This is a genomic window from Marinomonas sp. 15G6-16 (genome assembly GCF_055809555.1).
The window spans coordinates 1,174,807-1,190,321 of sequence record NZ_CM147916.1; the positions used below are offsets into that span (position 1 = coordinate 1,174,807).

Annotated in this window: 16 protein-coding genes; 9 read left to right on the forward strand and 7 right to left on the reverse strand. The window is 42.5% G+C overall.

Going from position 1 to position 15,515, the window contains the following annotated elements; genetic code table 11:
* Positions 1 to 14: 14 nt before the first annotated feature.
* Both AC0L46_RS05650 and AC0L46_RS05655 read left to right on the forward strand, forming a co-directional pair.
* On the forward strand, positions 15 to 857 hold the full coding sequence (locus AC0L46_RS05650; protein ID WP_414681426.1) for a 23S rRNA (adenine(2030)-N(6))-methyltransferase RlmJ: 843 nt from the start codon (positions 15 to 17) through the stop codon (positions 855 to 857).
* Between the two features lie 24 nt (positions 858 to 881).
* Positions 882 to 2,105: a sensor domain-containing diguanylate cyclase gene (locus tag AC0L46_RS05655; RefSeq protein ID WP_473506414.1), complete on the forward strand. Its 1,224-nt coding sequence runs from the start codon at positions 882 to 884 to the stop codon at positions 2,103 to 2,105.
* Positions 2,106 to 2,176: 71 nt separating this feature from the next.
* Here the strand turns inward: AC0L46_RS05655 and AC0L46_RS05660 are convergent, their stop codons facing one another.
* Together AC0L46_RS05660 and folA are read right to left on the reverse strand one after the other, a co-directional pair.
* A complete protein-coding gene (locus AC0L46_RS05660) occupies positions 2,177 to 2,596 on the reverse strand; it encodes a secondary thiamine-phosphate synthase enzyme YjbQ (RefSeq protein ID WP_473506416.1) in 420 nt (139 codons plus the stop codon).
* A gap of 6 nt (positions 2,597 to 2,602) precedes the next feature.
* Complete coding sequence (gene folA / locus AC0L46_RS05665; protein ID WP_473506418.1) at positions 2,603 to 3,112, reverse strand: type 3 dihydrofolate reductase; 510 nt, start codon at positions 3,110 to 3,112, stop codon at positions 2,603 to 2,605.
* 117 nt (positions 3,113 to 3,229) lie between these two features.
* Here folA and AC0L46_RS05670 point away from each other — a divergent pair, with 117 nt between their 5' ends.
* A complete protein-coding gene (locus AC0L46_RS05670) occupies positions 3,230 to 4,081 on the forward strand; it encodes a thymidylate synthase (protein ID WP_473506420.1) in 852 nt (283 codons plus the stop codon).
* A gap of 63 nt (positions 4,082 to 4,144) precedes the next feature.
* Here the strand turns inward: AC0L46_RS05670 and AC0L46_RS05675 are convergent, their stop codons facing one another.
* Entirely contained in the window at positions 4,145 to 4,465 is a 321-nt protein-coding gene (locus tag AC0L46_RS05675) for a DMT family transporter (RefSeq protein ID WP_414681420.1), read from the reverse strand.
* A gap of 370 nt (positions 4,466 to 4,835) precedes the next feature.
* Between AC0L46_RS05675 and pseB the strand changes: the two genes are divergently transcribed.
* From pseB to pseI, 4 genes are read left to right on the forward strand one after another with little or no spacing between them, the layout of a single operon-like run.
* A complete protein-coding gene (pseB, locus tag AC0L46_RS05680) occupies positions 4,836 to 5,849 on the forward strand; it encodes a UDP-N-acetylglucosamine 4,6-dehydratase (inverting) (RefSeq protein ID WP_414681419.1) in 1,014 nt (337 codons plus the stop codon).
* A 6-nt stretch (positions 5,850 to 5,855) separates the two neighbouring features.
* Entirely contained in the window at positions 5,856 to 7,019 is a 1,164-nt protein-coding gene (gene pseC, locus AC0L46_RS05685) for a UDP-4-amino-4,6-dideoxy-N-acetyl-beta-L-altrosamine transaminase (protein ID WP_473506423.1), read from the forward strand.
* On the forward strand, positions 7,019 to 7,714 hold the full coding sequence (pseF, locus tag AC0L46_RS05690; protein WP_473506425.1) for a pseudaminic acid cytidylyltransferase: 696 nt from the start codon (positions 7,019 to 7,021) through the stop codon (positions 7,712 to 7,714). Before pseC ends, pseF begins: the two co-directional genes overlap by 1 nt.
* A 25-nt stretch (positions 7,715 to 7,739) precedes the next feature.
* Positions 7,740 to 8,792 (forward strand): pseudaminic acid synthase, encoded by a 1,053-nt coding sequence (gene pseI, locus AC0L46_RS05695; protein WP_473506427.1) that lies wholly within the window; start codon positions 7,740 to 7,742, stop codon positions 8,790 to 8,792.
* A gap of 34 nt (positions 8,793 to 8,826) precedes the next feature.
* Here pseI and lgt read toward each other — a convergent pair whose 3' ends face one another.
* From lgt to AC0L46_RS05710, 3 genes are read right to left on the reverse strand one after another with little or no spacing between them, the layout of a single operon-like run.
* Complete coding sequence (lgt, locus tag AC0L46_RS05700) at positions 8,827 to 9,624, reverse strand: prolipoprotein diacylglyceryl transferase (RefSeq protein ID WP_473506429.1); 798 nt, start codon at positions 9,622 to 9,624, stop codon at positions 8,827 to 8,829.
* A 20-nt stretch (positions 9,625 to 9,644) separates the two neighbouring features.
* Positions 9,645 to 11,930, reverse strand: coding sequence for a phosphoenolpyruvate--protein phosphotransferase (gene ptsP / locus AC0L46_RS05705; RefSeq protein WP_473506431.1), 2,286 nt, complete (start codon positions 11,928 to 11,930; stop codon positions 9,645 to 9,647).
* A 32-nt stretch (positions 11,931 to 11,962) separates the two neighbouring features.
* Positions 11,963 to 12,466 (reverse strand): RNA pyrophosphohydrolase, encoded by a 504-nt coding sequence (locus AC0L46_RS05710; RefSeq protein ID WP_317005042.1) that lies wholly within the window; start codon positions 12,464 to 12,466, stop codon positions 11,963 to 11,965.
* A gap of 135 nt (positions 12,467 to 12,601) precedes the next feature.
* Between AC0L46_RS05710 and AC0L46_RS05715 the strand changes: the two genes are divergently transcribed.
* The gene (locus tag AC0L46_RS05715; RefSeq protein ID WP_473506433.1) at positions 12,602 to 13,258 is read left to right on the forward strand and encodes a histidinol-phosphatase; all 657 of its coding nucleotides are present in this window, start codon (positions 12,602 to 12,604) and stop codon (positions 13,256 to 13,258) included.
* Positions 13,259 to 13,314: 56 nt separating this feature from the next.
* Here the strand turns inward: AC0L46_RS05715 and AC0L46_RS05720 are convergent, their stop codons facing one another.
* On the reverse strand, positions 13,315 to 14,511 hold the full coding sequence (locus tag AC0L46_RS05720; RefSeq protein WP_473506435.1) for a class I SAM-dependent rRNA methyltransferase: 1,197 nt from the start codon (positions 14,509 to 14,511) through the stop codon (positions 13,315 to 13,317).
* Between the two features lie 122 nt (positions 14,512 to 14,633).
* On the opposite strand from AC0L46_RS05720, the gene AC0L46_RS05725 reads away from it, so the two are divergent.
* Positions 14,634 to 15,500, forward strand: a complete 867-nt coding sequence (locus AC0L46_RS05725) for an HDOD domain-containing protein (RefSeq protein ID WP_473506437.1) — start codon at positions 14,634 to 14,636, stop codon at positions 15,498 to 15,500.
* Positions 15,501 to 15,515: the final 15 nt, after the last annotated feature.

The window sequence follows — 15,515 nt, forward strand, 5'->3', positions numbered from 1 at the left end:
TTTAAAGAGAATTTATGCTTAGCTATCGCCATATTTATCATGCAGGCAATCACGCCGATATATTGAAGCATTTGACTGTGAGTCAAATATGCCGTCATCTAATCAAGAAAGAGGCGCCTTTTTTCTACTTAGATACACATGCAGGCATTGGACAATATTCTCTTAATTCTGAACAGGCACAAAAAAATAAAGAGTTTCATTCTGGTATTGCTCGTCTATTAACAGAAGACAATTTACCTGAACCAATTGATGCACTACTCGATATCGTTAGAGAGATGAATCCTAATGATAATTTAGAGTATTACCCTGGTAGCCCAAAGATTGTCGATTACTACGTACGCCAAAAAGATAAGCTGCATCTATGTGAGTTACACCCAAACGATTACCCAACATTAGCAGCCTTATTTCCAAATAAGCGAAAAGCGAATGTAGTAAAAGAAAATGGATTCGGCGCAGTAAAAGCCATGCTGCCGCCACCACAAAAGCGCGGTTTCGTATTGATGGATCCACCTTATGAAGTCAAAAAAGACTATCAGTATGTGGTTCAAGCGCTAGAAGATGGGCACAAGCGCTTTCCTCAAGGTACTTATGCAATTTGGTATCCAGTATTAAATCGTAAACAAGCAAACGATCTAATACGAGACGTGAAAAACACAAAAATTCGCAATGTACTTTTACTTGAGTTATGCATTAGAAACACAGAGAACGAGCGAGGCATGGCAGGAAGTGGCATGATCATCGTCAATCCACCTTGGACACTCGAAAAAGAAGCCCAAGAGTTTTTACCTGTACTCAGCAAACTGTTAGCAGAAGACCATGAACCAAGCTTTCAAGCCACTTGGATCACACCTGAGTAATCTACACTACACAAGGAGAGCGTCATGAATACCCCTTTTGAACTGGCCTTTAAACACATGCCAACGCCTGCTTTTATAGTAGAAAGTAGTACAGGTAACTTGCTCTCGTACAACCAAAACTTTGCGGCTTTTTTCGATAAATTTCACGCCACACCTGCAATGACATGGGACACTCTGTGCGAAGATGCCTCAACATCTAGTAACTGGCAAAGCCTCAATGAAACCATTAAAACAGGAAAAATTGATCGCTGTGAAAGCTTAATTCGAGTCGGTGACAAGCTTGTTAATATGCAACTAGAATTGCAGCATCTTGGAGAGTCCGTACTCGTTTGCATATATGACACAGACCACATGGATCTTTCTGTTGCAGAAAACACCTTACTGAAATTTGCCCTTACTGAATCATCTGCCGGCCTTTGGATTTGGGAAACACATTCCGATCTAATTTCCTGCTCCAAATCTATCGCCACACTACTTGGCTGCACACCAGAAGAAACACCAAGGTCCACTCTCGACTGGCATAACCGTGTTCATCCTGATGATGTGAAGAGACTAGATAAATTGGTAAATGAGCACATTGACCACAGCCAAGATTACTATGAAGTGGAATATCGCATCCGCAAATATGACCAAAGCTACCTTTGGGTTAAAGAGCGAGGTCGAACCTATACGCGAAATGCAGATGGAAAAATCAAAAAGATCATTGGTTTTATTGTCGATATTAGCCACCAAAAGGCATTGGAAGAGCACCTTAGAAACCAAGCGACTTTTGACGAATTAACAGGTCTATTAACAAGAGGCGCTGCGATTACCCATTTCACCAAACAATTAGGCTTAGCAAAGCGCCAATACACGCCATTAACCATGGCTAAAATACACCTTGATTCCAATAACCGCCTGTCAGAACTGCCGATGGAAGAACGTAATATTGCGATTCAAACCTCTGCCAGACACATCTACAAAAAGATCAGGGAAGCCGATGTTTTAGCTCGCGTGGAAAGTGACAAACTACTGCTGCTTTTACCCAACACAAGTGTCAGAGATGCCAAGCAATTGCTTAACCATATAATCAATCCGAATGAAGAAGAGCTGTCCATCTTATTAAATGGGAATGCTAACCCAATGGACTTATGCATTGGTATTGCGACCTTCCCAGAAGATGGTGAAAACATTGAAGAGCTTGCATTAAGTGCGAACCAAGCAGTAGAAGAAGGCCAAGCCAAACAACAAAAAATTGTTGTTAACTAAAACCGGATGGGTAACGCCATAATCTATATGGCGTTACCCTCTAGAATAATGATTGACTAGCAAAAATCGACTCACTCTCCCTGTAGCGTTAAAACCATACGTCTAGCGCCACCATAATCTCGATGCTCTCCGAGATAAATCCCTTGCCATGTGCCTAGGCGTAATTCGCCATTTTTAATAGGAATCGTCAAAGATGAGCCAAGCATGCTGGCTTTGATGTGCGCTGGCATATCGTCACTACCTTCATAAACATGCTCATAGTAAGGCTGATCTTCAGGCACCATGTGCGAAAAGTGACGCTCCATATCTCGGCGAACAGAAGGATCTGCATTTTCATTGATGGTTAACGAAGCAGAAGTATGAAGAAGCTGTATATGCAATAAACCAATCGATACTGGCTTCATATCGTCCAACGCCTTCTCTATTTGCCCAGTAATCAAATGAAAACCACGATGCATCGCTGGTAATTGAAGTTCAACTTGTTGCCACATTACTCGTTACTCTGCACTAACACGTTGATATACGGAAAAACGGTAATCGTAAGGATTAGGTTCTTGCGCAGCAAAAGCCTCTTCACCTATTAAGGAGTAAGACGACCAATCTACTTCTGGAAAAAACGCATCACCTTCTACATTTGCATCCACATGAGTGATGTAAAGACGATTCGCTTTTTCTAATGCCAACTCATAAATTTGTGCGCCACCAATCACCATAACTTCTTCTTGCCCATTCACCAGACAAATGTCTTCACCAAGTGAAATAGCATCTTCGAGCGATGTCACTACATCAATACCTTCTGCCTGATAAGATGGGTCCCGACTAATCACTATATTGCGTCGACCAGGCAAAGGCTTACCAATGGATTCAAATGTTTTTCGCCCCATTACAATAGGCTTCCCCATGGTCGCTTGTTTGAAATACTTGAGATCATTCGGCAAATGCCAAGGCAACGAGTTATTGATACCGATAGTTCGGTTAGTAGACATGGCGACAATAAGTGAGAGCATATAAAGGCCTTATTTCGAGTTTCAATTCTGGTATAGTTGGAACCATTTTATTATACCTATCGCGAGTCAGATTGCATTTGCTCTATCTGCCACATTCGCACTCAGAAGAGGCATCACATGAAACAATACTTAGACTTATGCCATCGCATCATCAATGAAGGCGAATGGGTAAATAACGAGCGCACTGGCAAACGTTGTCTCACCGTTATTAATGCTGACCTAACCTACGACGTTGGCAAAGGGGAATTTCCTCTCGTAACGACTCGAAAAAGTTTTTATAAATCTGCCATTGCTGAAATCATAGGTTATTTAAGAGGCTACGATAACGCCGCAGATTTCCGTGCACTTGGCACAAAAACATGGGATGCGAACGCGAACCAAAACGAAGTCTGGTTAAACAATCCTTATCGCAAAGGTGAAGATGACATGGGCCTTTGTTACGGTGCCATTGGGCGTAACTTTCCAAGGCCGGATGGCGGCCACATCGATTTATTAAAGCAGATCATCGACGACTTAAGTCGAGGTGTGGATAACCGTGGGGAAATCCTTACTTTTTATCACCCGGGCGCATTTCACATGGCCTGCTTACGTCCTTGCATGTACAGTCATCACTTCTCACTGCTTGGCGACACATTGTATCTAAACAGCACTCAACGAAGCTGTGACGTGCCTTTAGGCTTAAACTTCAATATGGTTCAAGTGTATGTGTTACTGGCTATTGTGGCTCAAATTACAGGAAAGAAAGCAGGTCAAGCTTTCCATAAGATAGTGAATGCACACATTTACGAAGACCAACTAGAATTGATGCGTGACGTTCAACTTAAGCGTGAGCCTTATCCTTTGCCTAAACTCAAAATAAATCCTGAAATAAAAACGCTAAAAGACATAGAAACTTGGGTCACAATGGACGATTTCGAAGTCGAGGGTTATCAACACCACGAAGCCATTGCTTACCCTTTCTCAGTATAAGAAAAGCCGCTAAATCAAAACAGCCCCAAGAAGGGGCTGTTTTTTTTATGCGTTCTGTGAAGATCAACTCTCACTAACTAACTGTAATCCAACAACACCGCCAACAATCATACATAAGCAAACAATCCTAGCTACACTTGCAGGCTCGTTCATAAATATCATACCGAACAGCACCAAAGCCGATGCACCAATACCAGTCCACACAGCATAAGCCGTCCCGACTGGGATGGTACGCATTGCTAAAGAAAGCAAAACGAGGCTAACCACAATTAATATGGCACTGATTATGGAAGGCCACAGTTTAGTAAAACCATCACTCTGCTTTAACCCAATGGCCCACAAAAATTCCAGTACACCCGCTATCACCAAATACACCCATGACATAAACTTTTCCTTAGTATTCTATTTACATTAAATCTAAGCATTCCCATTTAGATGATATTATTTCAGAGAAAAGCCAAAACACCCTTGAGAATATTTCTTTCCTATCAAGAAATGCAAAACATTGGCCAATCTGCTTTTAGAGGCTATATTTTACAAATAGGACAATGAAGTGTCTGAAATTAAAAAGATTTTTGTCTTTGTAAGATTATTAGTTCTACAAAGCAAAAAGCCATAAGAGATAAAGTAGCTAAGTAAGCGCACTTAACCAGAGCATAAGCAGCATTTGTGCTCTCTACAATTCCATTTGAAATTGCACTTCTCAAGGGAATAAAGGAATATAAGAAAATATTGATCATCAGGTAAGTACTATATGTTGAATGGTAAAACGGTATTAATCACTGGCGGCACAGGTTCGTTTGGTAAAAAGTTTATTGAAACGATTTTAGACAGATACCCTGACGTCAAAAAAATTATCATTTACTCCCGTGACGAGTTAAAGCAATTCGAGATCAAACAAAAATACCCTCATAATGAGTTCCCACAATTACGCTTTTTTATCGGCGATGTACGTGACCGTAATCGCATGATTCAAGCTTGCGAAAATGTCGACGTAATCATTCACGCAGCAGCCATAAAGCAAGTCGATACCGCCGAGTACAATCCAACTGAATGCATTAGAACCAACATAGACGGTGCTGAAAATGTCATTCAAGCTGCGTTATCTTGTGGCGTGAAAGATGTTGTTGCTCTCTCTACTGACAAAGCCTGTGCACCGATCAATCTATATGGTGCCACTAAGCTAGCATCAGACAAGCTTTTCGCTGCTGCGAACAACATCAAGGGTTCTAAAGACATACGTTTTAGTATTGTTCGTTATGGCAACGTCATGGGCTCTCGCGGCTCAGTCATTCCCTTCTTTATGGATAAAAAAGCAGAAGGCGTTTTACCCATCACACATGAAGAAATGACACGTTTCAATATCTCTCTGCAAGATGGCGTAAACATGGTGATGTACGCATTAGGACATCATTTAGGTGGCGAAATTTTCATTCCAAAAATTCCATCTTATAAGATTTTAGACATTGCAGAAGCCATTGCACCAGAGTGTGAAATCAAAGTGGTCGGTATTCGTCCAGGTGAAAAGCTACATGAAGAGATGATCACAGACACAGATTCTCTTAACACCATAGATTTAGGTAAGTACTACGCTATCTTACCTTCCGTCTCCTTTGTGTATAACGAAGAAGATTACATAAAGCACCACAAGGCAGAAAAAGTGCCCTTTGGTTTTCACTACAGCTCTGGCACGAATACCGAGTGGGAAACAATCGACAGTTTGAGAGCACAAATCAAAGAACATGTTGACGCCAATTTTGAGGTGTAAAAAAGCATGATTCCATACGGCAAGCAATCCATAACTCAGCAAGATATCGATGCTGTTGTTCAGGTTTTACAATCTGACTTTTTAACGCAAGGCCCACAAGTTCCCGCTTTTGAAAAGGCCCTAATAGCATCGACGGGAGCAAAACATGCTCTTGCGGTAAACAGCGCAACCTCTGCCTTGCATATTGCTTGCCTTGCCCTTGGATTAGGGAAAGACGATATTCTCTGGACCACGCCAATTACCTTTGTGGCTTCCGCCAACTGTGGCTTATATTGTGGTGCTAAAGTCGATTTTGTCGATATTGACCCTCATACATACAACTTATGCCCGAAGAAACTGGAAGAAAAGCTGATCGCGGCGGAAAAAGCAGGAAAATCACCGAAAGTTGTCATTCCAGTTCACTTGTGTGGACAACCTTGTGATATGCAAGCCATCTCTTTTTTGAGCAAAAAATACGGCTTTAAAATTATAGAAGATGCCTCACACGCCATTGGTGGCCGTTACTTAGAAAGCCCTATTGGTGCCTGTAAATATTCTGACATTACTGTTTTTAGCTTTCATCCTGTCAAAATCATTACCACGGCCGAAGGTGGCGCCGCGTTAACCAATGATACAGACCTTGCAAAAAAGATGAATCTATATCGCAGTCATGGTGTCACTCGTGATGACCAACTGATGGAAAATACACCTCATGGCGGATGGTATTACGAGCAAGTGGCTCTGGGCTTTAACTACCGAATGACCGAGCTACAAGCCGCATTAGGTGTTTCTCAAATACAACGACTGGCTGAATTTGTCAGCGCACGCCACCAGCTTGCCGCTCGATACAATTCCGAGTTAGAAGCGCTTCCCATCACACTCCCTTTTCAGCTTGATGACACATACTCTGGCCTACATTTATATGTTATCCGACTCCAACTCGATAAGATAAACAAAAGCCACAAACAAGTGTTTGATGAATTACGAGCAAACGGCATAGGCGTCAACCTTCATTATATTCCTGTACATACTCAACCCTATTATCAAAAACTTGGGTTCAAGCAGGGAGACTTTCCAGAAGCAGAAAAATATTACACCGAAGCCATCTCAATCCCTCTTTTTCATGGCATGACGAAAGGTCAACAGAGCGAAGTCATCAAGCAACTGACACAGGTATTGGTAGAGCGCTAATGAACATAGCCATCATTCCTGCACGTGGCGGAAGTAAACGAATACCACGTAAAAACATTAAACTTTTTCATGGTAAGCCGATGATAGCTTACTCAATTGAGGCCGCAAAAAAGTCAGGCTGTTTTGATCGCATTTTGGTTTCTACTGACGATGAAGAAATTGCCAAAGTAGCAAAAAAATGGGGTGCGGAAGTCCCTTTTATGCGACCTGAACATATTGCAGATGACTTTGCCACAACAATGGATGTCATGAAGCACGCCGTTGATTGGTGTGTTGAAGCAAAATGGCAGGTTGATAAAGTGTGCTGCATCTATGCCACCGCACCTTTCCTATCCAGTGCGGCATTACAAGAAGGCTTAAGCAAACTAACAGACCCAAATGTACATTATGCTTTTAGCGCCACCACGTTCGCCTTCCCTATTCAACGTGCGCTACTGGTAAATAAAAGCGGCCATGTTGAAATGATACAACCTGAACATAAAAACACGCGCTCTCAAGACTTACCAGAAGCCATCCATGATGCCGGACAATTTTATTGGGGACAAATGAGTGCTTACCTCCAACAAAAAGCGTTTTTTGGTGAGTCTTCAAAGGCTGTTATTTTACCGAGAAAGACTGTTCAAGACATAGACACTCAAGAAGATTGGGAACTGGCAGAAGCCTTGTTTTCAGCCATGAAGTTGGAATCTTGCTAACCATTATTGCTGAGCTGAACCTACTATGAATCCATTTATTACGATAGATAATCGAAAAATTGGCGCGGACTTCCCGCCTTATATCATTGCGGAATTATCCGCCAACCATAACGGTGATATTGAACGCGCTTTCGCTATCATGGAAGCCGCGAAAGCCGCTGGTGCTGACGCCATTAAATTACAATCCTATACTCATGAAACCATTACCATTGACGGTGAAGGTGAAGAGTTTCAAATTCATGGTGGTTTATGGGACGGACAAAGCTTATATGACCTTTATAAAGGCGCTCACATGCCATGGGATTGGCACCAACCTTTATTTGAAAAAGCCAAAGAACTCGAGATAACCATTTTCAGTTCACCTTTTGACTTTAGCGCTGTTGATTTATTAGAAGAACTGAACGCACCAGCCTATAAAATTGCCTCGTTTGAGCTTGTAGATTTACCTCTGATCGCGCGTGTTGCCAAAACAGGCAAACCAATGATCATGTCCACAGGTATGGCGAATCAAATCGAAATTCAAGAAGCCATCGATACTGCGCGTGACAACGGCTGCAGCGAATTAGTCGTATTGCATTGCGTTAGCGGCTATCCCGCACCTGCTGACCAGTATAATTTAAGAACCATACCTGATATGGCGTCGCGCTTTAATGTTCTTGCAGGCCTTTCTGATCACACCATTGATAATGCAACAGCCGTTGCCTCTGTGGCACTTGGTGCTTGTTTAATAGAAAAGCACGTCACATTGGATCGCACTGGCGGCGGGCCAGATGATAGTTTTTCCCTTGAGTCAAAAGAGCTAACTCAATTATGCCAAGACACGAAAACCGCATGGCAATCACTGGGCCAAATCAACTACGAAAAAACCGAAGCCGAGAAAGGTAATATTAAATTCCGCCGTTCACTGTATTTTGTGCAGGATATCAAGGCAGGTGAAGTCATTACCGATAAACATGTCAGAAGCATTCGTCCAGGCTACGGACTCGCGCCAAAACATTTAGATGACATACTGGGAAAAACAGCCTTGCAGGATGTCAGCTTTGGCACACCAGTAAGTTTTGATATGGTGAGAAAGTGAAAAAGAGATAATCACTCTCTTTTTCACTTACCTATTAATTAGTTGGACGTTTATTATACTTAAAGCCTAATACAACTAAGGTAATCCCAGCTACAACCATAGGCAAAGACAACAACTGCCCTTGGGTAAACCAATCAAAAGCAAGATATCCGATTTGCGCGTCTGGTTGACGAACAAACTCTACAAGAATTCGGAAGATGCCATAACAAAGTAAAAACATTCCGGAGACACAGTAACGAGGCTTGGTCTTTTGAGAGAAAAACCAAAGAATAGCGAAAAGTGCGACACCTTCTAATGCAAACTGATAAAGCTGCGACGGATGACGCGCCAATTGCAAAGGGTCATTTGGAAAAATCATCGCCCAAGACACATCCGTTGGCTTGCCCCACAGCTCTCCACCAATAAAGTTACCTAAACGCCCAGCACCAAGCCCTACTGGCACAAAAGGTGCTAGAAAGTCAGTCACATCAACGAGGTGTTTATTGTAGCGTCGAGCAAAAATGGCCATAGCAACAATGACACCAATTAGCCCGCCATGAAAAGACATACCGCCTTCCCAGATTCTGAATAAGCTTAAAGGGTCAGCAATCAGACCTGAGAATTGATAAAAGAACACATAACCAATTCGACCACCTAAAATCACACCTAAAGCGCCATAAAAAATGGCATCGCTAACCATTTCAGCAGTCCACAATCCACCAGATTTTTTAGCTCTATAGTTACCAAGCAAGTAAGCACTTGCAAAGCCAATAAGGTACATAATGCCGTACCAGTGGATGGAAATTGGTCCAAGTGATACTGCAATAGGATCAATATCTGGGTAAGCAATCATGTACAAGCCTTAAATAGAAATTATTGTATTGTCGTTTTAGTTGGACGAATTAAGCGCTCAATATTGGCTTCGCGCATTAATCGACTCATGGTTTGCGTTACTGCTTCAGCATGGGATAAATTCATTACTTCATTCAACATGCTTTGCGCCTGCTCCAAAGTAATGTTGCGTATGACAGCTTTCACTTTTGGCAAACTCGTAGAGCTCATAGATAGCACGTCATAACCCATTGCCATCAACAAAATAGCGCCCATTGGATCACCGGCCATTTCACCACAAACGCTCAGCCCTACACCTTCGTCTCTCACCTGATCAACAATGCTGTACAAGGCTCTTAGAACGGAAGGGTGAAACGAGTTGTATAAATCTGCAACCCGAGGATTATTACGGTCAACCGCCAACAAGTATTGAGTTAAGTCATTACTACCAACGGATAGGAAGTCCACGAAGGCTGCAAGTTCTTTGACTTGATAAACCGCTGCTGGCACTTCTATCATCACACCAACGGTTGGCATTTTGACGTTGTAACCTTCCTCTTTCACCTCAGCATAACCACGGCGAATAAGAGCTAAGGCTTCTTCAACTTCTGCGACATTAGAAATCATTGGCAACATGATTTTTAAATTATGCAGATCCGCGCTAGCTTTTATCATGGCACGAATTTGTGCCATAAATATTTCCAAATGGTCGAGCGTTACTCGAATACCACGCCAACCTAAAAATGGGTTTTCTTCTTGAATAGGGAAATATGGCAAGGCTTTGTCACCACCGATATCAAGCGTCCTTACCGTAACTGGACTAGGCGCAAAGCCTTCCAATTGCATACGATAAATCTGCACTTGCTCCGCTTCAGTCGGGAAACGGTCACGGACCATAAACGGCACTTCTGTACGATAAAGACCAATTCCTTCTGCACCACGATCCAATGAACGTGCAATGTCGGCAGATAACCCCGTATTTACATACAAGGCTAAGCGATGGTTATCTAGCGTTTCACAGGGTAGATCTTTGAGCGTTTCATACTCTTCTTCTAGCAAACGCTCTTCATCAACGATTTGTTGGAAGTTTTCTTTCAGCGCTTCAGAGGGCGAGGTGAAAATCTGTCCCAGATAACCATCTACAATAAGCTCAACTTTATCTAATTGAGCATAAGGTAAATCCAGCGCCCCCATCACAGTAGGAATCCCCATAGCACGAGCTAAAATAGCCACATGAGAGTTCCCCGATCCCATAACAGAAACCAGACCTTTGATTTTATCAATTGGAATTTCACCCAACATAGACGCAGTGAGTTCTTCCCCTACGATAATCGAAGGTTCACTAAAACGTTCAACCAGATTAGGAGCTTTTTCTTGTAAATGGGACAAGATTCGGCGACCAAGGTCACGCAGGTCAGATGCTCGCTCGCGTAAATATGGGTCATCCATACGATTGAACTGACTTATATGAGCTTGAATAACTTGTCTTAATGCACCTTGCGCCCAGTTACCGTCCTGAATCTTACGAACTACTTCTCCTGCAATAGAGTTGTCGTCCAAGATTTTAAGGTACACGTCAAATAGTGCTTTTTCGTCAGCTGAAAGATGCTGGCTAATACGGTTACTTGCCTTACGAATGTCCTGCCTAACAGCCTCTAAGGCTTGATAGAAGTCTTCAATTTCACCATCAAAATCGGTAATTAATCGATCTGGGATAACATCTAAGTCAGCAGGAGGAAACACCACAACGCCACGACCAATGGCCACACCAGAACTGCCTGGCACACCTTTGTAGCGGAAATCTGCGCCGCCTTGTATAGTATTCGCACTAAGACTCGCAATGGCGCCTGTCGCCTCAGCATGAGCAATAACACCTGCTAACTGCGCGGACAAAGTAATAAGAAAGGCTTCTTCCCCTTCGTCAAAGCGTCGCTTGTCTTCATGTTGAACAACAAGCACACCTAAAACTTGACGATGGTGAATGATTGGCACACCAAGAAAAGAGCGATAACGTTCTTCCCCAGTACCACTGAGATAATGGAAAGAAGGGTGAATATGTGCGTCTTCTAAGTTAACAGGCTCTGCTCTGCGGCCAACCAAACTTACCAAGCCTTGGTCCGCTTTCAAACTAACGCTGCCAGCCACGTTTTCATTCAAACCGCGCGTTGCCATTAAAACGTATTCGGATGTACTGCTGTCTACTAGATAAATAGAACATACTTCAGCACGCATAGATCGGCGAACACGGCGGACAATAATATCCAACGCGGCGGACAAAGACTCCGCAGCCGTCACTTCTTGCGTAATACGTCTTAACAAACTTAACATAGTTTTCCTGTCAATTTATAAACCCAAAGGGATTAGGTCCTTGGCTTTGTCCGCTTATCTAACCAGCTGTGTGCGCTTGGGATTAACTCTTTTAATGCCCTTCTATACACATCTTTTTTAAACGCCACCACTTGGCCTAGCGGGTACCAATAACTCACCCAACGCCAACCATCAAATTCTGGACATTCTGTTCCATCTACGCACACAGAAGCATCAGGGCAACGAATAGACAAAAGAAACCACTTTTGTTTTTGCCCTATACATAAAGGCTTACTATTGTGTCTTAGCATACGTTTAGGAAGACGATAACGCAGCCAACCGCGAGTTTTCCCTACAATTTCTACCTGATGAGGATCCAGCCCTACTTCTTCTTTTAATTCACGAAATAAAGCTTCTTCAGGTGTCTCGTCTGATTTAATGCCGCCTTGGGGGAACTGCCATGCGTTTTGTCCAACACGCCTCGCCCAAAGAAGCTGACCACGCTCGTTCATCAGAATGATGCCCACATTCGGTCTGTATCCGTCTGCATCAATCACGAGCTTTTACCTTCCAATATAAGAATAAATTAGATTCATTGTTCCATAATTCGCCCACTCGCACAATTAAGACTAATGTTATTTATTGTCGTCAGGGCTATAATCTATGCATATTTGAAGAATTGAGGAAAGCTTGTGACACTTGCAATATTTGATCTAGATGGCACTTTATTGAGCGGCGATAGCGATTATGCTTGGGGACAATTTTTAGTTGAAAAAGGGTTGGTTGATACGCAAGTTTATCAAGAAGCCAATGACAGATTTTTCTTAGAATACCAAGCTGGCACATTAGACATTCATGAGTACCTCGCTTTCAGTCTGGCTCCATTGACTCAATTTACCAGAGCACAACTCAATGAACTTCATAACACCTTTATGGAAGAAAAAGTTCGCCCTATGATGCAAACAAAAGCCGCGGATTTATTGAAGTACCATAAAGAGCAAGGGCATTTCTTGCTCATGATCACAGCAACAAACCAATTTGTTACTCAGCCAATCAGCGACGCACTAGGCATGGATCATATTATTGCGCCAGTGCCTGAAATTGTTGATGGTTACTACACAGGAAAAATCGTTGGTGTACCAAGTTTCCAAGGCGGCAAAGTCACACGCTTAAATGATTGGCTAGCCGAAACAGGACATTCGATGGAAGGCAGTTATTTTTACAGTGATTCACGCAATGACCTACCATTACTAGAGCTTGTTACTCATCCTGTTGCGGTTGATGCAGATGACACTCTGTCTAAGCTAGCCGAAGAACGAGATTGGCCACATATTTCTTTACGTAATTAAAAGCGAATCTAAAAAAAGGGAGCTGATTTATATCGGCTCCCTTTTTTGTTTTGCCGCTACAGCCCCATATTGTTATGGATTCTGTAAAACAAGGCTTTTAAATACTCAGTCTCATCAATGGCTGGATGAACAGGATGATCTGGCGCTTGTGTGCCACGATAAATCAATTGAGAAAAGCGTTCTAATTGACGGCTGTTACTGCGAATAATTTCGTGTAAACGCGCCGTTTCCAAGTGCATAGAACATGAACCTGTCACCAAGATGCCACCCTTCGCGACCAATCTCATCGCCAATTGGTTTGCTCGGTGATAAGCCCCTTCTCCTGCTTTAATGTCTTTTCGACGAGCAATAAAAGCTGGAGGATCCATCACCACAACATCAAATCGCTCTTTATCTTCAATCAAAGACTGCATCGCTTCAAACGCATCGCCATGCATTAAGTTTGCATCGCCTTCGTATTGGTTTAGCTTTAGATTTTCATCAACATGACTTAATGCGCTTTCAGAAGCATCGATGAAAGTTACATCTGTTGCACCTGCGGAAGCAGCCTGAACCCCCCAACCACCAACATAAGAAAACACATCCAACACGCGCTTACCATCACAAAAACCTTGCATGGTTTTGCGATTTTCTCTGTGATCATAAAACCAACCTGTTTTCTGACCATCCCAAACTGGCGCTTGGAATAAAACATCGTTTTCCTGTAAGAAAACTGTCTCAGGCACGGTTCCGAAAGCTTCTTCTACATAGCTTTCCAAACCTTCTATTTGGCGCATCTTGCCATCATTTTTCATAAGAATAGCGGATGGTTTCACAACATCTTGCAGTGCTTCGATGATTTCGTTTTTAACGCGCTCCATACCAGCGGTTGATATTTGAACCACCAAAATGTCGGCAAAGCGGTCTACTACCAATCCAGACAAGCCATCAGAATCACCAAACACCAAGCGATAATAAGGCGCAGCGTAGGTCATTTCACGTAACGACAACGCAATTTTAAGACGGTGAACCAAAGTCGACTTATTTAATACTGTGTCTGTGCTACGACTAATAAGGCGTCCACAAATCAATGCATTCGGGTTAATCGTCGCAATACCAAGCGGTTTGCCTTGTGCTGTTTCAACCACAACCTGATCGCCTGGGGTAAATTGTTTTAATGGCGTTTCTGAAGTATTTACTTCATTACTATAAATCCATTGATGCCCAGCTCGAATACGACGATCAGCCTGACCTTTTAGTCGAATAACACTCACAATTATCACCCAGTAAATTAAAAAAACGTTATTATAGTGACTCTATACTCAATTGCTACGAATTACATACTTAGTGTAAAACTAGTTAAAGAACAGTTATTGGCTTTGAACGACGTATCTTTATGACAAACCTCTTAAACGAAAGCGAACTTAAGCACATTCTGCAAGGCATCAGCATTCCACCTCAGCCTCAAATCTTGGTGGATTTGCAAATGGAGCAGGCTATGCCAGATTCCGATATGGGCTTTATTTCGTCCGCCATATCGCAAGATGTTAGCCTTTCTGCTGCTGTTCTTAAGTTCGTCAATTCAGCTCATTTTAATCTTGAGAAAAAAATCACTTCCATCCAACAAGCCGTCATGATGCTAGGAGCGGATAGCTTAGCAAGCATATTGAATAGCATTGCGGTGAAAAGTGAGTTATCCGACGACAACATAAAGTCATTACATAGCTTTTGGGATACAGCAACAGACGTCGCAACAATCAGCGCCAGTATTGCCGATCAACTCAACTTCAAATTCAAAGACGAATGTTACGCGCTAGGATTATTCCACAACGCTGGTATTCCTTTGATGCTAAAACGCTTTGACGGTTATAAAGAGGTTTTACAGCAAGGTTACCAAGATCCAAATTTCTTACTAACGGATCTTGAGAATCAAGCCTTTAAAACCAACCATTCTGTGGTTGGCTATTTTCTGGCGAAGTCTTGGGGATTACCAAAAAGCTGCTGCTCCGTTATTGCAAAACACCACAGAATAGATCGCCTATTCAACAACAGAGTACCTGGCGATGGTCTTTATCTCACTTTTGCAGCTATCCTAAAAATGGCGGAACACATTGCTTCTGTGCATAAACACATAGGAGAAGCCAATGAAGACTACGAGTGGCAACAAATCGGCCACTACGCCTTAGATCACTTAGATTTAACAGAATATGACTTCGAAGGGATAATAGAAGTATGTCACGAGCAAGGCATAGGAATAGCCTAAAAAGCTAGCAACAGA

Bases quoted from the DNA above. Each gene is read 5' to 3' on its own strand.
- AC0L46_RS05650 (WP_414681426.1), top strand. From the start codon at position 15: ATGCTTAGCTATCGCCATATTTATCATGCAGGCAATCACGCCGATATA.
- AC0L46_RS05655 (WP_473506414.1), top strand. From the start codon at position 882: ATGAATACCCCTTTTGAACTGGCCTTTAAACACATGCCAACGCCTGCT.
- AC0L46_RS05660 (WP_473506416.1), bottom strand. From the start codon at position 2,596: ATGTGGCAACAAGTTGAACTTCAATTACCAGCGATGCATCGTGGTTTT.
- folA (WP_473506418.1), bottom strand. From the start codon at position 3,112: ATGCTCTCACTTATTGTCGCCATGTCTACTAACCGAACTATCGGTATC.
- AC0L46_RS05670 (WP_473506420.1), top strand. From the start codon at position 3,230: ATGAAACAATACTTAGACTTATGCCATCGCATCATCAATGAAGGCGAA.
- AC0L46_RS05675 (WP_414681420.1), bottom strand. From the start codon at position 4,465: ATGTCATGGGTGTATTTGGTGATAGCGGGTGTACTGGAATTTTTGTGG.
- pseB (WP_414681419.1), top strand. From the start codon at position 4,836: ATGTTGAATGGTAAAACGGTATTAATCACTGGCGGCACAGGTTCGTTT.
- pseC (WP_473506423.1), top strand. From the start codon at position 5,856: ATGATTCCATACGGCAAGCAATCCATAACTCAGCAAGATATCGATGCT.
- pseF (WP_473506425.1), top strand. From the start codon at position 7,019: ATGAACATAGCCATCATTCCTGCACGTGGCGGAAGTAAACGAATACCA.
- pseI (WP_473506427.1), top strand. From the start codon at position 7,740: ATGAATCCATTTATTACGATAGATAATCGAAAAATTGGCGCGGACTTC.
- lgt (WP_473506429.1), bottom strand. From the start codon at position 9,624: ATGATTGCTTACCCAGATATTGATCCTATTGCAGTATCACTTGGACCA.
- ptsP (WP_473506431.1), bottom strand. From the start codon at position 11,930: ATGTTAAGTTTGTTAAGACGTATTACGCAAGAAGTGACGGCTGCGGAG.
- AC0L46_RS05725 (WP_473506437.1), top strand. From the start codon at position 14,634: ATGACAAACCTCTTAAACGAAAGCGAACTTAAGCACATTCTGCAAGGC.